We start from the raw sequence: 15,833 nt of genomic DNA, 5'->3' as shown, positions 1-15,833 counted from the left end.
ATGAGGCTCTCACATCACTCACCGAGCAGCGACATCACCTTGCGGATCAATGGCACGGACCATCCTCTGACCATCGACAACCGGACGACCCTGCTCGATGTGCTGCGCGAGCGGCTCGGTCTGACGGGCACCAAGAAGGGCTGTGACCACGGCCAGTGCGGTGCCTGCACCGTGCTGATCGACGGCGAGCGGGTGAACAGCTGCCTGATGTTCGCGGTGGCCGCCGAGGGGAGCGAGATCGTATCGATCGAGGGCGTGGCGGAGCTGGACGGCGGCTCCGGACTCCACCCGGTGCAGCGGGCGTTCCTCGACCACGACGGGCTCCAGTGCGGCTACTGCACCCCGGGCCAGATCTGCTCGGCCATCGGCGCCCTCGGTGAGGCCCGGCGCGGCTGGCCGAGCCATGTCACCGAGGACACCGCGGCGGGCGTGGCCGACCCGGCGGAGCTGGACGGACGGGAGGTGCGTGAGCGCATGAGCGGCAATCTGTGCCGCTGCGGCGCGTACAACGGCATCGTGGAGGCCGTCCTGGAGGCAGCGGGCGCGCCCGGCGACGCCACCGCCACCGCGAGCACCGCCGGGGGTGCGCGATGAAGGAGTTCGCGTACGCCCGCGCGGGCGACGCCCAGGAGGCGGCCGAGCTGATCGCGCAGCACCCGGACGCCACCTATCTCGGCGGCGGCACCAATCTGGTGGACCTGATGAAGCTGGGGGTCACCGACCCCGGTCTGCTGGTGGATGTGTCCCGGCTGCCGTACGACCGGATCGACCACCGCGACGACGGCTCCGTGCTGATCGGCGCCACGGTGCGCAACGGCGAGCTGGCGGGCGACGCGGGGATCCGGGCCCGCTACCCGATGCTGTCCCAGGCGCTGCTGTCGGGCGCCTCCGGGCAGCTGCGGACGGTCGCCACGGTGGGCGGCAACCTGCTCCAGCGCACCCGCTGTGTGTACTTCCAGGACATCACCAAGCCGTGCAACAAGCGCGAGCCGGGCACCGGGTGTCCCGCGGTCCAGGGCGCCCACCGCGATCTGGCCGTACTGGGCACCTCGGACCACTGTGTGGCCTCCCATCCGTCGGACATGGCGGTGGCCCTCGTGGCGCTGGACGCGGTGGCCCATCTGCGGTCGGTGGACGGCGCCACCCGCACGGTGCCGGTGGCCGAGCTGTATCTGCTGCCCGGTGACACCCCGCAGCGGGAGAACGTGCTCGAGCGCGGCGAACTGATCACCGCCGTCGAGCTGCCCCCGCCACCGCCGGGCGCGGCGATGCGCTACCGCAAGGTCCGGGACCGCTGGTCCTATGCCTTCGCCCTGGTGAGCGTGGCCACTTCGGTGTCGGTGGCCGACGACGGCTCGCTCGCGGACGTCCGGATCGCGCTCGGCGGAGTGGCGCCGCGGCCGTGGCGCGCCGTCGTCGCGGAGGAGCGGCTGCGCGGGCGGCGGCCGGACGAAGAGACGCTGCGCGAGGCGGCGCGGGCCGAACTGGCCGCCGCGCGCCCGCTCCCCGACAACACCTTCAAGGTCGATCTGGCCGTGGATCTCATCGTCGCGGGGATCCGCGACCTCATCGCGAGGAAGGACCGCGCATGACCACCATCGAGCGGACGGTCGGCGCCCCGATGACCCGGGTCGACGGCCTCGACAAGGTGACCGGGGCCGCGCGCTACGCCTATGAGTTCCCGATCGGGGACGTCGGCTATGTGTGGCCGGTGCAGGCCACCATCGCCCGCGGCCGGGTGACCGGGGTGGACCCCGCTCCGGCGCTGTCCCGGCCGGGTGTGCTGGCGGTGCTGGACTCCGGGAGCGCCCCGCGGCTGAACGCGGAGGCGGAGGTGAGCGCGGACCTGTTCGTGCTCCAGTCCCCCGAAGTGGCGTACCACGGCCAGATCGTCGCCGCGGTGGTGGCCACCTCGCTGGAGGCGGCGCGCGAGGGCGCGGCGGCGGTGCGGGTGAGCTATGAGCGGGAGCCGCACGATGTGGTGCTGCGCGCCGACGACGAGGCCGCCGAGATCCCCGAGACGATGACGGACGGCGGTCCCGGCTTCGAGGAGCGCGGGGACACCGACGCCGCCTGGGCCGCCGCCCCGGTCCGGGTGGACCACACGTACACCACTCCGGTGGAGCATGTGAGCCCGATGGAGCCGCACGCCACCATCGCGGTGTGGGACGAGGACCGGCTGACGCTGTACAACTCCGACCAGGGTCCGTTCATGAGCGCCCAGTTGCTGACCGGGCTCTTCGGGCTCGCGGACGGCGCGGTGGAGGTCGTGGCCGAGCACATCGGCGGCGGTTTCGGGTCGAAGGGCATTCCGCGGTCCCCCGTGGTCCTCGCGGCGCTGGCCGCGCGTGCCGTGGGACGGCCGGTGAAGATCGCGCTGACCCGGCAGCAGATGTTCGCGCTCATCCCGTACCGGGCGCCCACCATCCAGCGGGTCCGTCTCGGCGCCGAGCGGGACGGCCGGCTGACCGTGCTCGAGCACGAGTCGGTGCAGCAGCGCGCGCGTCTGGTGCCGTTCGCCGACCAGACGGTGAGCTCCTCGCGGATGATGTACGCCGCGCCCAGCGCCCGGACGACGGTGAAGGTGGCGCCGCTCGATGTGATGACCCCGGCCTGGTTCCGCGCCCCCGGCCACACACCGGGCATGTTCGCGCTGGAGTCGGCCATGGACGAACTGGCCGAAGAGCTGGGCATGGACCCGATCGAGCTGCGGATCCGCAACGAACCCGAGGTGGACCCGGGCACCGGCAAGCCGTTCAGCAGCCGCAGCCTGGTGGAGTGTCTGCGCCAGGGAGCCGCCCGGTTCGGCTGGGAGCGGCGGGACCCGGCGCCGGGCGTCCGGCACGAGGGCCGCTGGCTGGTGGGCACCGGGGTGGCCGCCTCGCACCACCCCGACTACACCTTCCCCTCCTCCGCGTTCGCGCGGGCCGAGCCGGACGGGACGTTCCTGGTGCGGATCGGCGCGGCCGACCTCGGCACCGGGGCCCGTACCGCGATGACACAGGTGGCGGCGGACGCCCTGTCCATTCCGCTGTCGCGGCTGCGGCTGGAGATCGGCCGTGCGTCGCTGGGCATGGCCCCGTTCGCCGGCGGCTCGCTGGGCACCGCGTCCTGGGGCTGGGCGGTGGACAAGGCGTGCCGGGCGCTGCTGAAGGAGCTGGACGCCTTCGGCGGTGTGGCCCCGGACAGCGGTCTGGAGGTGCGGGCGGACACCGGCGAGGACCTGGGCAACCGGCCGGAGATGTCCCGGCACACCTTCGGCGCCCAATTCGCCCAGGTGCGGGTGGACCGTGACACCGGCGAGATCCGGGTGGACCGGATGCTGGGGATGTTCGCGGCCGGACGCATCATCAACCCGCACACGGCGCGCTCGCAGTTCCTCGGCGCGATGACGATGGGTCTGTCGATGGCCCTGCTGGAGATCGGGGAGGTCGATCCGGTCTTCGGCGACTTCGCCAACCACGACTTCGCGGGCTATCACATCGCCGCCCACGCCGATGTGCCCAAGCTGGAGGTGGCATGGCTCGAGGAACGGGACAACAGCCCCAATCCGCTCGGCGGCAAGGGCATCGGTGAACTGGGCATCGTGGGTGCGGCGGCGGCGATCGCCAACGCCTTCCACCATGCGACCGGGCAGCGGGTGCGCGATCTGCCGATCCGTCTGGAACGCTCGCGCGAGGCCCTGCGGGCGCCCCGTCCGGAGGACGGAAAGCCCAGGCCGGCGCGGGGTGGGCGGCCGGACCGGGTCGGGTAGGGTCGGCCGGATGACAGGGATGACGGGCGCCGGGAGACGACAGGGATGACGGGCGCCGGGAAGGGACGCGACACCTATCACCACGGCGATCTGGCAGCGGCGCTGGTGCAGGCCACCCTGGAGATCGTGGAGGAGGTCGGGGTGCGTGGCTTCTCCGTCGCGGAGGCCGCGCGCCGCACCCGGGTCAGCCCGGGTGCGCCGTACCGTCACTTCGCCGACCGTGACGCCCTGCTCGCGGCCGCCGCCCTGGAGGCCTCGCGGCGGCTGCGGACGATCCACGAGGAGGCCCTCGCCACCGTCGACACCCCGCGGGAGCGGCTGGCCATGGTGGCGGGCAGCTATGTGCATGCGGCCGCCCGCTACCGGAGCGCCTTCGCCATCCTCAACGTCCCCGGACTGCTTGCCGCCCGGCCCGAACTTCAGAATTCCACCAGGGAGTTCGTCGATCTGCTGCTGCCGAGCGCGTTCGAGGTGCTGCCGCCCGGCCGGGGGGCGGAGACCGCGGTGGCGCTGCTGGACGCGCTGCACGCACTCGCCCGGGGCTATGTGACCCTGCTGCTCGACGGCAAGTTCGGTGAGCCCGGCGAGGTGGCGGAGGCCATCGCCACCCGCGCGATCCGGGCGGCGCGTGCGCTGGTGGCGGGCTACTGCATACCGGACGGCCCACCGGCGGCCGGCATCCAGGACGGCTGAGGGATCCCCCACTGCCACGGATGGCGGAACATTCCGCGAAATTCTCCGACCAGCAGGTGATTTCACGGTTTCGCCACCGCATAGCGGTCATTGCTCCCCCGCCCACCCGGTGGAGTCCTACGGAAACCCCTCGTTCACGGGCCACGCCCCGCGACCGGCTTCCCTTCCGCGGATCTACGCGCGTACCTTCGAATGCGGAACGGAGGAACACATGTCCTTGAGATCCGGTAAGGGCGCACACCGGGCCGCGTCCCGGCTGCGCTCGCCCTACGCCCTCGGCGGACTGGGAGCCGCGGTCACCACCGCCGTCCTCGCCACCCTGGCGCCCGCCATGGCCTCCGCGGAGCCCCCCGGGCCCGGGCCCGCCACCGGGTCCTCGTCACCCGCACCCCTCGCACATCCCGGGCGGGACTGGATGGGCTCCACCATCGCCGAACACGAGGCCACCGACCCCGACGCCGCCCCCAAGGCCACGCTCGCGGGCGGTGTGGAGGGTGTGGACGTCAGCAACTATCAGGGAACGGTCGACTGGGCCGCCCTCTGGAACTCGAATGTCCGGTTCGCCTATGTCAAGGCCACCGAGAGCACCGGCTACAAGAACCCCTCGTACTCCGCGCAGTACAACGGCGCGGCGGAACAAGGCATGATCCGCGGTGCCTATCACTTCGCACTGCCCGACCGGTCCAGCGGCGCCGCCCAGGCGGACTACTTCGTGAGCAACGGTGGCGGCTGGGCGGACGACGGCATCACCCTGCCACCCGTACTGGACATCGAGTACAACCCGTACGGAGCGGAGTGCTACGGGCTGACTCCGGCCCAAATGGTCGACTGGATCAAGGACTTCAGCCAGACGGTGGCGGAGCGCACCGGGCGTACCCCGGTGATCTACACCACCACCAACTGGTGGGCGAGCTGCACCGGAAACAGCCCGGACCTGGCGGAGAACCCGCTGTGGCTGGCGCGTTACGCCGCCACCCCCGGGCCGATGCCGGCCGGATGGCCGTCGCACACCCTCTGGCAGTACACCGCGACCGGGCCGGTGGTGGGCGACCACGACCAGTTCAACGGGGATCTGGACGCCCTCAAGGCCCTGGCCGAGGGGTAGACGTCGGCCCGCCGCGGACACCTCTCGGCGTCGACCGCCGGACACACCTCGGCGTCAACCGCCGGACACAGCCGGACGTCAGCCGCCGAGCACACCGCCGATGCCACCGATGACACCGTCCAGGGTGTCGCCGACACCGTCCACCACACCGCCCACGACACCCTTGCCGTGCTCGCCGTCGTTCTGCGGCGACTTCGACGGTTCGCCCGGCTCGTCCGAGGAACCGGTCGGAGCGGCGCTGGGCTCCTGGCTCACATCGGTGTGCTCGGTGGGCACCTGATCGGCCCGCTGGGCCGGAGGGGTGGCGGCGTCCGACGGCGTGTGCTCCGGGGCGCTCGTGGACGGGGTGGCGGGCCTGGCGTGCCGTCCTGAGCCACCGTCGGTGTGGGTGCCACGGGACGACGCGGTGTCCGGGGTGTCCGGTGCGCCCGGGGTGTCCGGTACCGGCTTGGGCTCTTCGGAGGCGGACGGGCTCACATGGCTGCCGGAGGGCGTGTTGTCCTCCACCGGGTCGACGTCCGGGGACTGCTTCTGCGCCGAGTTCACATCGGAGCGCGCCTCGACGGACCGGTCACCCCCGATCGACGAGTGAAGACCGAAGGCGATGGTGCCCGCCACACCGAGGGCGGCGGCCGCCTTGAGCGTATTGGCACGCGCCTGCTGCGTTGGTGTCGTTCGGCTGTGTCGGCCCATTGTGTCGCTGTCTCCCCGTTGTGCGTGGCTTGTGCACGGTGGTGCGCGTGGCTGTTGCGGCGCACCAGTAAAGCCTGATCACAGCGGTGAAGGACAGCCCGATGCGCAGTTGTTACATGCTGAACAACTTCGCGGATGGTATCCCGTGGCGACACCGCTCCGCAGCGGGCGGGGAGGACATGGTGTGCGGTCCCCGGTGTGCGACGGGCACACACCGGGGACCGCGCGTTCATGTCCGGGCGGTCGCTTCCGGGTAGAACTCCCGCGGACGGCCGCGGGAGTCCTTCAGCCTCGCCAGCAGACTCGCCGGGTACTCGATGGCCCAGTAACTGAGCAGCGCCACCGGGACGGCCACGGCCAGCACCACCACCACGGCGAGGGGGAAACCCTCCTGGCCCGACGGAGGCAGCAGCCCGCCGCGGTAGAGCGCGAGCATGATCGGCTCATGCCAGACGAAGAGGCTGTAACTGGCCAGTCCCACCAGGGTCAGCCAGCGGGTCGTCAGCCACCTGCTCCACCGTCCGTGGCGTTCCACATGGACCGTGCTGAACAGCAGCAGGGCCCACAGCAGGGCGGCCAGCGGATGGTAGAAGGTGGTGGCGGGGTCCTCCGCCTCCTCACCGGTGAGGGACAGTGTGTACAGCCCCGCCGCCGCGGCCAGCCGCAGCGTGACCGCCAGCCGCGGGCCGAGCTTTCCGCGGTCGCCGAGGGCGACGGCCGCCACCGCCAGCCCCATGCCCGCCGCGAACCCGCCGAAGCGGGCCTGCGGCCCGAAGTACACCGGCCATTCGGTATGCGGCACGTGGAACCCGTAGCGGGCGACCGCGATCCAGACGAACGGACCGATGTACAGCAGCGCGCATCCCGCCGCGCACACCGCCACCCGCGCCGACCTCCGGCGCAGGGGCCGGGTGGCGCGGGCGGCCAGCGGGCCGAGCACCACCAGCGCGAGATAGAACATGATCTCCAGCGACAGCGACCAGGTGGGGCCGATGGTGTAGAAGATCTGCTCCTCGTCGAACACCTGCGTGAAGGTGAGGTGGCGGACCAGGTCCGTCCACTCACCGGGCAGGGTCGGGTTGCGGGTCGCCCAGACGAACGCGACCGCCAGGAAGTACAGCGGCACGATCCGCACCGCCCGCCGGAAGAGGAACGTACGGCCGGGCCGCGTCGATCCCCCTTCGATCGCCGCCTTCGCGTACGACAGCGTCAGCAGATACGCGGACAGCACGAAGAAGAAATCGATCACCTCCAGCGAGACCAGTGCGTTCGCGTACCGGTTGGTCACCGGTGGGTGTGAACCGTCCCGGTCGTAGATGAAGTACTGCTGCCAGACATGGAAGACGACCGTGGAGAGAGCGGCCAGCCCGCGGAACCCCTGGATCTCGCCGTTGCGGTCGCGGGCGGGCGTCTCCGGCCGCTTCCGCGGCTGGGCGGTCGCATTGCGGCGGACCGGCGCCGTGGACACCGTGCTCACGAGCGGCTCACCGCCTCCTCGTCGGCGGACGGCGCCTTGTCGTCACCGAGCCGCGGGGTGACGCGCCACTGACGGTCCCGCAGCACCTCCTTCAGCAGCGCCTGCCGGGCCACGATGTTCTTGAAGTGGCTGTAGAAGAAGGTGGACACCAGCAGGTACTGCCAGAACCACGCCTTGCGGCGGCGCAGTTCGGGTACGGCCAGCCGCCAGGCGAACAGCGCCTGCACCACACCCGCGGACAGGGTCAGCAGGGTGGCCAGCAGACAGATCGGCACCGTCCAGTCGAGCTGGTCCACACCGCCCGCGCGCCACGCCGAGTACAGCAGCACCGGCAGGATCTGGAGGGTCAGCCAGGGCTGGATCTCACGCCATCCGAGCAGCACCAGCAGTCCGGCCTTCTGACGGGCGGTGAACGCCTTGGAGCGCAGCGCCCGGGACAGATACTTCAGCGACACCTGGAGCCAGCCCTGCGCCCAGCGGGAGCGCTGGTTCCACAGCGCCTTGACGGTGGTGGGCGCCAGCTCACGCGAGACGAGGGTGCGGTCGGTGGCGATCCGGGCGCCCTCGTGCAGCGCGCGCATGGTGGAGTCGATGTCCTCGGTGAGCATCGTGCCGTGCATACGGGTGCGGGCGAGCAGATCGGTGCGCCAGAACCCGTTCGAACCGCCGAACACACCGAAGGTGTAGAGCCGGGTGCGGCCGGGGTGGCTGACGGCGTAGATCGCCTCGAACTCCACGCCCACCAGCTTGGCCACCCATGAGCTCTCGCCGTTGCGGACCACACAGTGGCCCTGGACCACGTCATAGCCGTTGGAGAGCCAGTGCCACGCGTGCTGGAAGGCGTCGGGGGCCGGGTGGTGGTCGGCGTCGAAGATACCGACCACCTCACCGCGCACCCGGGTGGCCGCCGCGTTGATGTTCTGGGCCTTGGAGGTGCTGCCCGCCACGGGCAGCAGCACCAGCCGGGGATCGCGCCGGGCCATCTCCCGCAGGGTGTCCTCGACGGGCATGGGGTGCGGCGTGTTGTACGCGAGCACGATCTCCAGCTCGTTGGGGTACTCCAGGCGCAGGAACGACTCGACGGTGTCCACGAGGGTGGCCGCCTCGTTCGGCAGGTACGCGGCGATGACCGCGCTGGCCGGAGGGTACGGCTGCGAGGGGCGCTCGGGGCGGGGGGTGGCGTCGAGGGAGAAGAGGCACTCCAGCACGATCATCCCGGCGGAGAGCACCAGGCCGGACACCACCACCCAGTACGCGGCCGAGCCGATGTCCCAGCCCAGTGTCGCGTACGCCTGCTGGTAGACCAGGAACGGGATGCCGACTCCGAGCACCAGAACCAGTAACGGCGAGAGCGCGGAGAGCAGTCCGCGGACGGCCTCGGCGAAAGCGCGGCGGACACGGGGGGCGCCGCGCATCCACGGGGCGTATTTCACCGGACGCAGATCGCGGTGGCGCATCGCCTCGTTCACCGCGTCCCGGGCCCACTGCACGGCCAGGCCGTGGTCGGAGCAGTCGGCCAGCGGGACCCAGCCGATCGCCGGGGTCAGCCGGACGTTCTCGTCGGCCACGACGAAGCGCGTGCCGGCCACCGCGTTGGCGAACTTCTGCAACCTGCCACGTGCGGTGTCCTCGTCGACACCGGGCATCAGGATCAGCAGTCGGCCTTCCTCGTCCCAGCCGAGCCGGTCACAGAAGTCCTCGAGCTTCTCGGCCACTCCGGCCAGCCGCTCGGCCACTTCACGGCGCACCCGCGAGCCCAGCCGGGCTTCGAGGGCGGACATCTCGGCGACGGCCACCATGGCCACCACACCGCCGGTGCGGCTGGTCTCCACCCGGCGCAGCTCACGGTCGAGTTCACCGAGGAAGTGGCGCTGGGAGTACAGACCGGTGCGCGGATCGAGCAGCAGGTTCTCGACCGGCACCGGGACACGGCGGAGTTTGGCCTCGATCCGGGCGGACAGCTCCACGGGGTCGGAGCTGTCGGGTACGCAGTCGTCGGCGCCACCGCGCAGCAGGTCCGCGACATCGTCGGGACCGCGGGTGGTGGTCACCATGACCAGCGGGAGGGCCCGGCCGGCGGGGGCGGCGCGGACCTCGCGTATCACCTCCAGACCGTGCCGGCTGTCGTCGAGGGCGACGATGGCGTCCGGCGGCGACTGCCGCACCTGGCGGACGACATCGCCGGGCGCCGCATGGCTCACCTCATGCCCGGTTGACCGCAGGGTGCGGGTCAGTTCGTCGAGCCGTGGCCCGGGAGTGCCGACGGCCAGTACGTGTCCGCTCTGGCCAGGTGTGCCGTTTCGGGGGGCGGGCACGGCCCGTGGGGACGATTCGCGTGTTCGTGGCTGGTGCGAAATGAGCACCGTTCCGTTCCTTTCTCACAGATGTGCGTCACCGAACGGCCGCGGGCATGCGGAATCACCGGCCGGGCGGGAACAGACCGCCGGGCCCGTCGTGGCTGCGGACGGGCGGGCCGGATATGGCATGGCCGAAGAGGCCGACGCGCCGGGGGTGGGGGGCGGCGGACACATCGAGGTGCCGCCGCGGCCCGGACGGTGCCGGTCTCGCGGTGAATCTGCCGTTCGGCAGGGACTTCGCGGCGGCTACGCCGTGGCCATGACCGATCCGCGCGGGGAGAGGTGAGCTCTCCGGCGGGGTCTGGGATAGGCGAGCGCCGCGGCGTCAGGCCCTCGGGACACGCGAACGTGCTCCAGTGAAATCATCATGTGGTCCCATCCTGTTCGGATCGTGGGGGGCGGACCGAACATCACCAGTGCGACCGTACCGGCGTTTTTGGGCTCGCCGGTCGGAAAGCCAAGTCTCATCGATCACAGGGGACCCACACAACACATCGACGTAACACTCTCATTAATGGCTCACTTCCCCATGATGTCCCCACACGCCACCGTGTGCGTTTCCAACTCCGTTGTGCGGGTGGTGTGTCGAGGGTGTGGAAGGCGTGTCGGTGAGGTGTCGGCGCCACGTCGGTGGGAATCGGCGGACGTCGGCCCGACGTCGGTGATCTGTCGGTGTGTTTCCGCAGCCTTCGGGGACCAGGGAAAAACCCTGGGCCGAGACGGAGGAACACATGCACGGAACCAGGGTTCTGATTTCCGGCGCCAGCATCGGCGGACCGGCGCTCGCCTATTGGCTGGACCGCCATGGATACGAGGTCACCGTGGTGGAACGGGCCGCGGGGCTGCGCCCGGGCGGGCAGGCGATCGATGTGCGGGGTCCGGCACTCGACGTGTGTGCACGCATGGGCGTACTCCCCGAGATCCGCCGCCGGAGCACAGGGCTGCGCGGGATGTCCGTGGTCGACGACGACGGCAAGGAGCTGTTCAGCACCACCGAACGGACCGCCACCGGCGGAGATATCGACAGTCCCGATGTGGAGATCCTCCGGGACGATCTGGCCTCCATCCTCTTCAGCGCGGGTGGCAGCGGGATCGAGTACCTCTTCGACGACTCGATCGCGTCGATCGCCCAGGGCGGCGACGAGGTGGCGGTCACCTTCCTGCGTGGCGCCAGGCGCTCCTTCGACATCGTGGTGGCCGCGGACGGTGTGCACTCCGGCACCCGGGCGATGGTCTTCGGACCGGAGGAGGACTTCCTGCGCCACCTCGGTGTCTATCTGGGCGTGTGGACGGTGCCGAACTACCTCGAGCTGGACCGCTGGCAGGTGATCTACCGGACCCGTGGCAATACCTGGGGCGGGATGGTGATGAGTGTCCGGGACAACACCGAGGCCCGTGTGTTCATCGGCTTCCACTCGGACGAGCCGCCCACCCGGCTGCTGCGCGACTCGACGGTGTCGGACCGGAAGCGGCTGGTGGCGGAGGCATATGCGGACGTGGGCTGGGAAATGCCACGGATGCTGGAGTACATGTGGGGCGCACCCGACTTCCACTTCGACTCGGTGTCCCAGATCCGGATGGACTCCTGGACACGCGGCCGGGTGGCGCTGCTGGGCGACGCGGGCTACTGCGGCTCACCGCTGTCGGGCCAGGGCACCAGTATGGCCCTGGTGGGCGCGTACGTCCTGGCGGGAGAGCTGAAGGCCGCGGGCGGCGATCACACCGCGGCCTTCGCCGCCTATGAGCGGGAGTTGCGTCCGTATATGACGGCCAACCAGGACTTCGCGCTGTCCAACAAGGAGCGGATGGACGCCATGATGGAGCAGGATCCGGCCACGGCGGGCGCCGAGGCGCTGGTGGACGGGCCGGCCGACTTCCAGGAAGTGATCAACTCGCTCACCCTGAAGGACTACTGACCGGCCCCACGCTCATGACACCACGTCCTTGCGGGCGAAGCCACGGAAGGCGAGGGCGAAGAGCACCAGCGCATAGGCCACGGACACCGCCGCCCCCTTCACCATGCCACCCCACTCCAGATGTGGCTGGAGGGCGTCCACCCAGGCGAACTGCCAGTGCGCCGGGAGGAACTCGCGCCAGGAACCCAGCGCCGTGACGGCGTCCAGCACACTGCCGATGATGGTCAGCCCGACCGCCCCACCCACCGCGCCCAGCGGTGCGTCGGTGACGGTGGAGAGCCAGAACGCGAGGGCCGCGGTGACGAGTTGGGACACGAAGAGATACGCCACCACCAGCCCCAGCCGGGCCAGACTGTCCCCGACGGCCAGTTCGCCCCCGGTGGGGAGCCGTAGCGGTCCCCATCCGTAGGCCGCCGTGCCCACCACCAGCGCCACGAGCGGCAGCAGCACCATGGCGGCGGCGCTGAACACGAGGCCGATGGTCAGCTTGCTCGCCAGCAGCCGCGCCCGGGGTACCGGGGCCGCCAGCAGATAGCGCAGTGACGACCATCCGGCCTCGGAGGCCACCGTGTCCCCGCAGAACAGCGCCACCGGCAGTACCAGCAGAAAGGCCGCGGACACGAACAGCGCGGTGGCGGCCAGATTGGCGCCGGAGGCGGTCGCGGTGGTCATCAGGGTGATCCGGTCGTTCCGCCCCTCGGGCGCGCCACCGACGGCGAACGCCGCCACGAGGACGAACGGCAGCGCGGCCAGCACCGCGCCCATCACCAGGGTCCTGCGCCGCCGTAGCTGCCGTACCGCCTCGACCCGCAGGGGCAGGGTGTGACGGGCCCGGTAGCCGGGAGCCGCTTCCGTCGCGGAACTCATGTGGTTCCTCCTTCGATCAGCGTCAGGAACGCGTCTTCCAGGCGCCGTTGGGGCCCGAAGCTGGACACCGGGATCTCCAGTCGCACCAGTTCGGCCAGCAGCCGCGCGGGGGCGGCCCCGTCGAGCAGCACCAGCAGTCCGGCGCCGGTACGGCGGGCGGAGGCGATGCCCGGCAGCGCGGCCACCTTGTCCACGAGGGCGTCGCTCAGCTCCCCCTCATGGCCCACCAGCACACTGCCACCGGTGCCGGTGATCTCGCCGACCGGCCCCGCCTGCACCAGCCGCCCGCGGTCCATGACCACCAGATGGGTGCAGGACTGCTCTACCTCGGCCAGGAGATGGCTGGAGACGATCACCGTACGGCCGGCGGCCGCGTACCGGATCATCACCTCGCGCATCTCCCGGATCTGCGGCGGATCGAGACCGTTGGTGGGTTCGTCGAGGATGAGCAGATCCGGCAGGCCGAGCATGGCCTGTGCGAGGGCGAGCCGCTGGCGCATGCCCTGGGAGTAGGTCCGTACGGCGCGCTCCAGGGCGCTGCCGAGGCCCGCGATCTCCAGCGCGTCCTCGAGGTGTGCGTCGGCGGCCGGGCGTCCGGTGGCCCGCCAGTAGAGCTCGAGATTGGCCCTGCCGGTCAGATGCGGCAGGAAGCCCGCTCCCTCGACGAACGCGCCGACCCGGGAGAGCACGGGGGCTCCCGGCCGGATGGCCTGGCCGAAGACCCGGATCTCACCGTCGTCGGGGGTGATCAGCCCCATCAGCATCCGCAGCGTGGTGGTCTTGCCCGCGCCGTTCGGCCCGAGGAGTCCGAGCACCTGTCCCTTCTCGACCCGGAAGGACAGGTCCCGTACCGCGTACCGGTCGTCGGACCCGGCGTAGCGCTTGCTCAGACCGGTGATCTCCAGGGGCACATCGGCCCGTTGGGCGTCGGGGGCGGGCGCGGCCGTCCGGCGCCTCCCGGTGACCAGCAGCGCCAGCGCCACCACGGCTCCGCCGAGCGGCAGCCCCCACACCCACCAGGGCAGCGGTGCGGGCTGGGTGTGCACATCGGGCGCGGTGGGCACCGTGAGCCCGCGGCCGGACAGCGCCACGGTGTACGTGGCGGGCTCGGCCGGGGAGGCGTAGCCGAGGTCGGTGGAGGCGAGCACCAGCCGCAGCCGGTGGCCCGCGATGACCTCGTGGTCGATGGCGGGCAGCCGCACGGTGACGGTACGCCCGTCCGTGGCGTCGGAGACCCGGACGGGGGTGACGAGCTGCGAGGGCAGCACCTGCTTGCCGTCCGGCCCGACGTCGTACACCTTGGCGAAGAGCACGGCGTCGTCCGTGTCCGCTTTCACCCGCAGGGTGACCTCCGGCGATCCGGTGATGCGCAGGCGCCGGTCCAGCGGCGCGGAGTCGAAGCGGGCGAACTGTCCGGGGGTATCGCTGGAGAGGCCGACGCCCAGGGAGGCCGCCTGCGAAAGACCGGCCACCCCGGGCACCGTGGACACCGACGGCGGACCCGCACCGGGCGGGTTGGCGAACGACTGCTCACGTCCGCGCAGCCCTACGGTCCGTGGGCCGTCCATGAGACCCGGATAGCGGTCGCCGGTGGCGCCGCGCATCTGGACGGAGCCGTTGGTGGAGTCCACACCGCCGGTCCTGGTGACCCGGAAGGCGGGCCCGGTGTCCACGCTCCGGTCGTTCTTGAGGTGGCGGTCGAACCAGGCCCGGACACGTCCCTGGACACGTGAGACCTCGCTGTCACCGCCGTCGTGTCCACCGGCGATCCAGTCGACGGCGACCGGTGCGCCATGGGACTTGACGGACTTCGCCATGGCGTCGGCGTTCCCGAGCGGAAAGAGCGAGTCGGTCTGCCCCTGGAGGATCAGTGTGGGGACCTTGATCCGGTCGGCCACGGCGGACGGGCTGCGCTCCTCCAGCAGCCGCCGGGCCGCGGCGTCCGGCTTTCCGGCGACCGCGACCCGCTCGTACATCTCGCACAGCCGCTTCTCGAACCGTCCACAGCCCCCGTCCCCGCCGCGCGCCGGACCTTCCTGGCCCGGCCCGCCGGGTGCCGCCGGGCCGTCCCCGGTGCCCTGTCCGCCCCGCTCCCGCGACTCGCCGTCCCGGTCCTCGCCCCCGTCCTCGCCCCCGTCCTCGCCGGGCCCGGAGGGGCCGGCCGAACCGGTGGTGAAGAAGAGCCCGGCCCACAGCTTCTTGAACACCCCGTTGGGGAAGAGCGCGTCGGCCAGATTCCAGTAGGTGATGGCGGGCGCGATGGCATCGACCCTCCGGTCGTACCCGGCGGCGAGCAGGGAGATCGCCCCGCCGTAGGACGCACCGGCGACACCGACCCGCGGATCGCCCCGGTGGTCGAGCCGCACATCTCTCCGTTCGGCGAGCCAGTCGACCAGCCGACGCACATCGGCCACTTCACCGTTTGGGTCATTGAGCCCGATCTTCCCCGTGGAGCGGCCGAAGCCACGCGCCGACCAGGTCAGTACGGCGTAGCCGTCGCGGGCCAGCTCCTCGGCCTGCTCACGGACGTCGGCCTTGGAGCCACCGAAGCCGTGGGCGAGCAGTACCGCGGGCCGGCGTCCGCCGCCCTCGGTGAAGTAGGAGGTGTCCAGGCGCGCGCCCGGCATGGTCAGCACCCGGTCCTCGCGGTGCACGGACGGCTGGCCACCGGAGGCGGCGACCGCGAAGGTGCCCGCCGCCGCGAGAACGGTGACGGCCGCCGCCGAGGCGAGCAGCCGTCGGCCCCGCGGCCGGGCCGGCCGGCGCCACGGTAGCCGCAACCGGGTCTTTCGGAGATCCATGTCTGCACCCTAGGCATGTGAGGCCGTCGGCGGAGCTGACACCGGTCGGATTCTCACCCCCTCCCGGGGGAGTATCCGGACACGCGCCGTACACCCGACGCGGTACGGGCCGTGGCGCCACCGCCCCCGCGTCACGGCTTTTGGAGCAGTCATATGATGCTCCATAGGAT

Annotated in this window: 11 protein-coding genes; 6 read left to right on the top strand and 5 right to left on the bottom strand. The window is 71.4% G+C overall.

Annotated elements, in window-relative coordinates:
* The 5 genes from AB0C66_RS18145 (at position 1) to AB0C66_RS18125 (ending at position 5,552) form a co-directional block, all read left to right on the top strand.
* On the top strand, positions 1-594 hold the full coding sequence (locus AB0C66_RS18145) for a 2Fe-2S iron-sulfur cluster-binding protein (RefSeq protein ID WP_362438927.1): 594 nt from the start codon (positions 1-3) through the stop codon (positions 592-594).
* On the top strand, positions 591-1,592 hold the full coding sequence (locus tag AB0C66_RS18140) for a xanthine dehydrogenase family protein subunit M (RefSeq protein WP_362438924.1): 1,002 nt from the start codon (positions 591-593) through the stop codon (positions 1,590-1,592). Before AB0C66_RS18145 ends, AB0C66_RS18140 begins: the two co-directional genes overlap by 4 nt.
* Positions 1,589-3,754: a xanthine dehydrogenase family protein molybdopterin-binding subunit gene (locus AB0C66_RS18135; RefSeq protein ID WP_362438921.1), complete on the top strand. Its 2,166-nt coding sequence runs from the start codon at positions 1,589-1,591 to the stop codon at positions 3,752-3,754. Before AB0C66_RS18140 ends, AB0C66_RS18135 begins: the two co-directional genes overlap by 4 nt.
* Before the next feature lie 45 nt (positions 3,755-3,799).
* Positions 3,800-4,447: a TetR family transcriptional regulator gene (locus AB0C66_RS18130; protein ID WP_362438918.1), complete on the top strand. Its 648-nt coding sequence runs from the start codon at positions 3,800-3,802 to the stop codon at positions 4,445-4,447.
* Between the two features lie 211 nt (positions 4,448-4,658).
* Complete coding sequence (locus AB0C66_RS18125) at positions 4,659-5,552, top strand: lysozyme (protein ID WP_362438915.1); 894 nt, start codon at positions 4,659-4,661, stop codon at positions 5,550-5,552.
* Between the two features lie 78 nt (positions 5,553-5,630).
* Here AB0C66_RS18125 and AB0C66_RS18120 read toward each other — a convergent pair whose 3' ends face one another.
* From AB0C66_RS18120 to AB0C66_RS18110, 3 genes are all read right to left on the bottom strand, one after another.
* Positions 5,631-6,245: an extensin gene (locus AB0C66_RS18120; RefSeq protein WP_362438912.1), complete on the bottom strand. Its 615-nt coding sequence runs from the start codon at positions 6,243-6,245 to the stop codon at positions 5,631-5,633.
* Positions 6,246-6,474: 229 nt separating this feature from the next.
* Entirely contained in the window at positions 6,475-7,722 is a 1,248-nt protein-coding gene (locus tag AB0C66_RS18115; RefSeq protein ID WP_362438909.1) for an acyltransferase, read from the bottom strand.
* Complete coding sequence (locus tag AB0C66_RS18110; RefSeq protein WP_362438906.1) at positions 7,719-10,037, bottom strand: glycosyltransferase; 2,319 nt, start codon at positions 10,035-10,037, stop codon at positions 7,719-7,721. Before AB0C66_RS18110 ends, AB0C66_RS18115 begins: the two co-directional genes overlap by 4 nt.
* 773 nt (positions 10,038-10,810) lie before the next feature.
* Here AB0C66_RS18110 and AB0C66_RS18105 point away from each other — a divergent pair.
* Entirely contained in the window at positions 10,811-11,995 is a 1,185-nt protein-coding gene (locus AB0C66_RS18105; RefSeq protein WP_362438903.1) for an FAD-dependent monooxygenase, read from the top strand.
* A 12-nt stretch (positions 11,996-12,007) separates the two neighbouring features.
* Here AB0C66_RS18105 and AB0C66_RS18100 read toward each other — a convergent pair whose 3' ends face one another.
* Both AB0C66_RS18100 and AB0C66_RS18095 read right to left on the bottom strand, forming a co-directional pair.
* Positions 12,008-12,862: an ABC transporter permease gene (locus AB0C66_RS18100; RefSeq protein ID WP_362438900.1), complete on the bottom strand. Its 855-nt coding sequence runs from the start codon at positions 12,860-12,862 to the stop codon at positions 12,008-12,010.
* Positions 12,859-15,663: an alpha/beta fold hydrolase gene (locus tag AB0C66_RS18095; protein WP_362438897.1), complete on the bottom strand. Its 2,805-nt coding sequence runs from the start codon at positions 15,661-15,663 to the stop codon at positions 12,859-12,861. Before AB0C66_RS18095 ends, AB0C66_RS18100 begins: the two co-directional genes overlap by 4 nt.
* Positions 15,664-15,833: the final 170 nt, after the last annotated feature.

It is taken from the genome of Streptomyces sp. NPDC048636 (assembly GCF_040650655.1).
GTDB lineage: Bacteria > Actinomycetota > Actinomycetes > Streptomycetales > Streptomycetaceae > Streptomyces.
The sequence above is the reverse complement of the archived record's forward strand: the minus strand, read 5'-3'. Positions and strand labels throughout refer to the sequence as shown.